Annotated in this window: 5 protein-coding genes; all 5 read left to right on the forward strand. The window is 65.4% G+C overall.

The genetic code is table 11. The features are described 5' to 3' along the window. The first annotated feature begins 224 nt into the window (after positions 1-224). The gene (locus tag VKH46_14030) at positions 225-662 is read left to right on the forward strand and encodes an endonuclease domain-containing protein (protein HKB71962.1); all 438 of its coding nucleotides are present in this window, start codon (positions 225-227) and stop codon (positions 660-662) included. Next, entirely contained in the window at positions 659-1,816 is a 1,158-nt protein-coding gene (locus VKH46_14035; GenBank protein ID HKB71963.1) for a glycosyltransferase family 2 protein, read from the forward strand. The genes VKH46_14030 and VKH46_14035 overlap by 4 nt, the downstream gene beginning before the upstream one ends. Positions 1,817-2,010: 194 nt before the next feature. Continuing rightward, complete coding sequence (gene purM, locus VKH46_14040; protein ID HKB71964.1) at positions 2,011-3,060, forward strand: phosphoribosylformylglycinamidine cyclo-ligase; 1,050 nt, start codon at positions 2,011-2,013, stop codon at positions 3,058-3,060. 228 nt (positions 3,061-3,288) lie between these two features. After that, positions 3,289-3,774 carry an endonuclease domain-containing protein gene (locus VKH46_14045; protein ID HKB71965.1) on the forward strand — a complete coding sequence of 162 codons (486 nt, stop codon included), beginning with the start codon at positions 3,289-3,291 and terminating at the stop codon, positions 3,772-3,774. Then, positions 3,774-4,260, forward strand: a 487-nt coding sequence (locus VKH46_14050; GenBank protein ID HKB71966.1) for a hypothetical protein, incomplete at its 3' end; no start/stop codon positions are given. The genes VKH46_14045 and VKH46_14050, both read left to right, overlap by 1 nt.

Here is a 4,260-nt window from a genome sequence, read left to right on the forward strand (position 1 = left end):
CGACTCCGATCGGGGAACGATCGCGCCCGGCAAACGCGCCGACTTCGTCGTGCTCGAAAACGACCCCCTCCGCGACATCCGCAACACCCGCTCGATCGAGCGGGTCTTCAAGGCGGGGCGGGTCGCCTGGAGCCGGTACGACCTCACCCCGCCCTGACGGGCACCCCTCTCCAGTTGGAGAGGGGACGACCTCACTCCGCCCTGCGAGAGGGGATAATAAGGAATTGGCAAATCAGAAATTCAAGTCCTGGCAGACGAGTGGCGGTCTCTGGGGGGCTCTCTTCGATCGCGTCCATTTACTTCGGAAAGAAGCGACGCCTACCGAGACACTTCTTTGGAATTGCCTGAGGAAACGATTTCCGGGCATTCGTTTCCGGCGGCAACACACGGTCGGCCATTACATCGTCGACTTTGTTTGCTGGAGAGGTCGCCTCGTCGTCGAAGTCGATGGGCCGATTCACGATCGGAATCGAGAGTACGACTCAAGAAGGGACGAATTCCTGAGAGGTCGAGGGTTTCGCGTGCTTCGATTTTCGAATGACGAGGTCTCGACTCGTCTGGAATCCGTGCTCCTGAAGATTGGGGAAGAGGTGGGCCGGCTCCCTTCCACGTCTGAGGCGTCTGGTTCCCCCTCTCCAACTGGAGAGGGGGTCAGGGGGTGAGGTTGGAGCTCTCGATCGTCCTACCCTGCCTCAACGAGGCCGAAACCCTTCCGTCGGTCATCGCAAAAGCCCAGCGGGCTCTCTCCGGCGCCGGCATCCACGGAGAGATCGTCGTCGCCGACAACGGCTCGACGGACGGCTCGCGTGAGATCGCCGAGCGCCTCGGCGCCCGCGTCGTTCCGGTCGCCGAGCGCGGCTACGGTGCGGCGCTGATGGGCGGGATCTCCGCCGCGCGAGGCGAGTACGTCCTGATGGCGGACGCCGACGACAGCTACGACCTCGCCGAAGCGCCGAAGTTCCTCGAGCCGCTGCGCCGGGGCGCCGAGCTCGTCCAGGGATGCCGCCTCCCTTCCGGAGGAGGGCGCGTCGAAGCAGGCGCCATGCCCTACCTCCACCGGGTCTGGGGAAACCCGATGTTTTCCTCGATGGTGCGCCGCTGGTTCCACGCGCCGATCCACGACGTCCATTGCGGCATGCGCGCTTTCCGGCGCGATCTCTTCGATCGCCTCCAACTCCGCTGCACCGGAATGGAGTTCGCCTCGGAGATGGTCATCAAGGCGGCGCTCGCCGGCGCGAAAATGGAGGAAGTCCCGATCACCCTCCACCGCGACGGCCGCACGACGCATCCGCCGCACCTGAAGACCTTCCGTGACGGTTGGCGGCATTTCCGCTTCTACCTGATGCTCTCGCCGCGCTGGTTGTTCCTGCAGCCGGGGATCGTCCTGATCCTGCTCGGGATCCTGGGCTATGCCCTCGCGATGCCGCGGGCGCGGATCTTCGGAGCGACGCTGGACGTGCACACCCTTCTCTTCGCGAGCCTCGCGCTGATCTGCGGCTATCAGTCGGTGCTGTTCGCCGTGATCACGAAGGTGTTCGCGATCGAAGAAGGGCTCCTGCCTCGCGATCTTCGGCTCGACCGCTTGTATCCGGTGGTCACGCTCGAGAAGGGGGTCGCGGTCGGGACGGTCGCGATGCTCTCCGGCGTCGCCCTCCTCGTCGTCTCGATCCTCCAATGGCGAGCCGCCGGGTTCGGGAACCTCGACTACGAAAAGACGATGCGCTGGGTCATCCCCGGCGTCACGCTCACGGCGCTCGGATTCCAGACGATTCTTTCGAGCTTCTTCCTTTCGATCCTGGGATTGCGGCGGCGGTGAGCGGTGTTATCCCCGCTCTATGTCCACCTCTCCCGGCGGGCCTTCGCCGCGCCGATTTGTCCCGCCGAAGCTTTAGCGAAGGAGGAAGCCTTGGCGAAGGCGCGAGGGTGAGGGAGCCCCGGATTGCCCATCCCACGGGGTAGGGTGCACGCGTCGCGAATTGCGACGCGTGCCCGCTGATATAGTTCGCCTCCTTGAAACCCTCCCGCTACGCCTCGGCCGGCGTCGACATCGACGCCAAGATGAACGCGATCGCCGCCTCGAAGGAGGCGATCCGGTCGACGTTCACGAAGGGCGTTCTCGGCGACGTCGGTGGATTCGGCGGCCTCTTTCAGCCCGATTTTTCGAAGTATTCCGAGCCCGTCCTGGTGGCATCGACCGACGGGGTCGGGACGAAGCTGAAGGTCGCGGCGATCGCCGGCCGTCACGACACCTGCGGGGCCGATCTCGTCAATCACTGCGTCAACGACATCCTCGTCCAGGGGGCGGAGCCGCTCTTCTTCCTCGATTATGTGGCGACCGGAAAGGTCGACCCGGGTGTGATCGAACAGGTCATCGGTTCGGTCGCGCGCGGCTGCCGCGAGAACGGCTGCGCGCTTCTGGGCGGCGAGACGGCCGAGATGCCGGGGATGTACGCGCCGGGCGACTACGACGTCGCCGGTACGATCGTCGGCGTCGTGGATCGGAAGAAGGTCCTCGACGGCTCCCGCGTCGCTGTGGGCGACGTCCTCGTCGGACTTCCCTCGGCCGGCCTCCACACGAACGGCTATTCGCTCGCGCGGAAGATCTTCTTCGACGAGCTGAAGAAAAGGCCGGACGACAAGATCAAGGAATGCGGCGGGAAAACGGTCGCCGATCTGCTGCTCGCGCCGCATCTCTCCTACCTCGAAACGCTCCGACCGCTGCTCGCGGAGGACCTCGTCCACGGCATGTCGCACATCACGGGCGGAGGCTTCTTCGACAACATCCCGCGCGTCCTCCCCGATAACGTCGGCGTGACCATCAAGGCGGGCTCCTGGCCGGTCCCTTCGCTCTTCGAGTACATGGCTGACAAGGGGAAGGTGGGCGCCGAGGAGATGTTCCGCGTATTCAACATGGGCATCGGCATGATCCTCTTCGTCGCCCCCGGCGATCTCGTCCGCGTCGCGAAGATCCTGGAGAAGCGCGAGGCGTACTTCTACACCGTCGGGAACGCGCACGCCGGCAGCCGCGAAGTGACGATCGACTTCCGCACACGGGAGTAGCCGCCCTCACGGGCGAGGACCGGGGTGAGTCTCCTCCCTCTCCCCGCGGGAGAGGGCCGGGGTGAGGGAGCCCCGGTCGCGTTCCGGTTTCCCCGCAGGAGAACCTGTCGCGCCGACCTGTCCCGCCGAAGCTTTAGCGAAGGAGGAAGCCTTGGCGAAGGCGGAGGTCGAGCACCGAAGGTGCGAGGGTGAGGGAGCCCTGGTCTCCGTTACACTTCGCTCACCCGAATGCCTCACCAGCCTCTCACACGGACTCAGCGTCTCTATGCCCGCGGTCTTCGCCGTGATCAAACGGCTGAAGAACGACTCTTATGGAAGGCTCTTCGCGGTCGCCGCTTCGTAGGATTCAAATTTCGTCGGCAGCACCCCGTCGGTCCTTTCGTCGTCGATTTCTTCTGTCTAGAGCGGAAGCTGGCGATCGAGCTGGACGGCGGCGGGCACGCCGGTGATACCGCAGTGGCACATGACCGCGAGCGCACGTCCTGGCTGGCGAAACAGAGCGTTCGAGAGCTTCGGTTCTGGAACACGGATGTTCACGGCAATCTCGAGGGAGTGCTGCAGGCGATTGCCGCGGCCCTGACCCAGGCTCCCTCACCCGCGCCGCCTGCGGCGTCGCGGCCTCTCCCGCCGGGAGAGGCGAAGAGGCAAGTCCCCCAGGCTCCCTCACCCGCGCCGCCTGCGGCGTCGCGGCCTCTCCCGCCGGGAGAGGCGTAGTGGGAGACCGCGAGGCGGGCAGGGGGGTGAGGTTTCACCTTCCGCGCTACGGCCCCGAGCTCCTGATCCTCTTGGGCGGCGCGGTCTTCGCCCTCCTCGGGCGCGGAAGGTGGGCGAACGTGACGGAGGACCATGGCTTCTGGTTCTCCGCCGTGCAGGGTCTCCTCTCGGGCGGCCGCGCGATGCACGAAGTGCGGCTCCAATATGGGCCCGTCTCTCTCTGGGTTCTCGAAGCGGCCTGCCGGGTCTTCGGGACCCGCGTCGCCACGATCGTGGCGCTCCAGTTCGTCGTCGGTCTCGTCGGCATTTTGGGCGTGCAGCTATTCGCGCGGCGCTTCCTATCTCCCGTCGAACGCTGGCTTTCGGCCGCGATCCTCGTGCCGTTGATCGTCTGGATGGTCGGTCCGGGAAATTTGCTCTATCCGTGCGCCTTCGCGATGTCGCACGGGCTGCTGTTGCTGGTTGCCGCGATTCTGTTTCAGTCGA

The sequence above is a fragment of the Thermoanaerobaculia bacterium genome, assembly GCA_035260525.1.
Classification (GTDB): domain Bacteria; phylum Acidobacteriota; class Thermoanaerobaculia; order UBA5066; family DATFVB01; genus DATFVB01.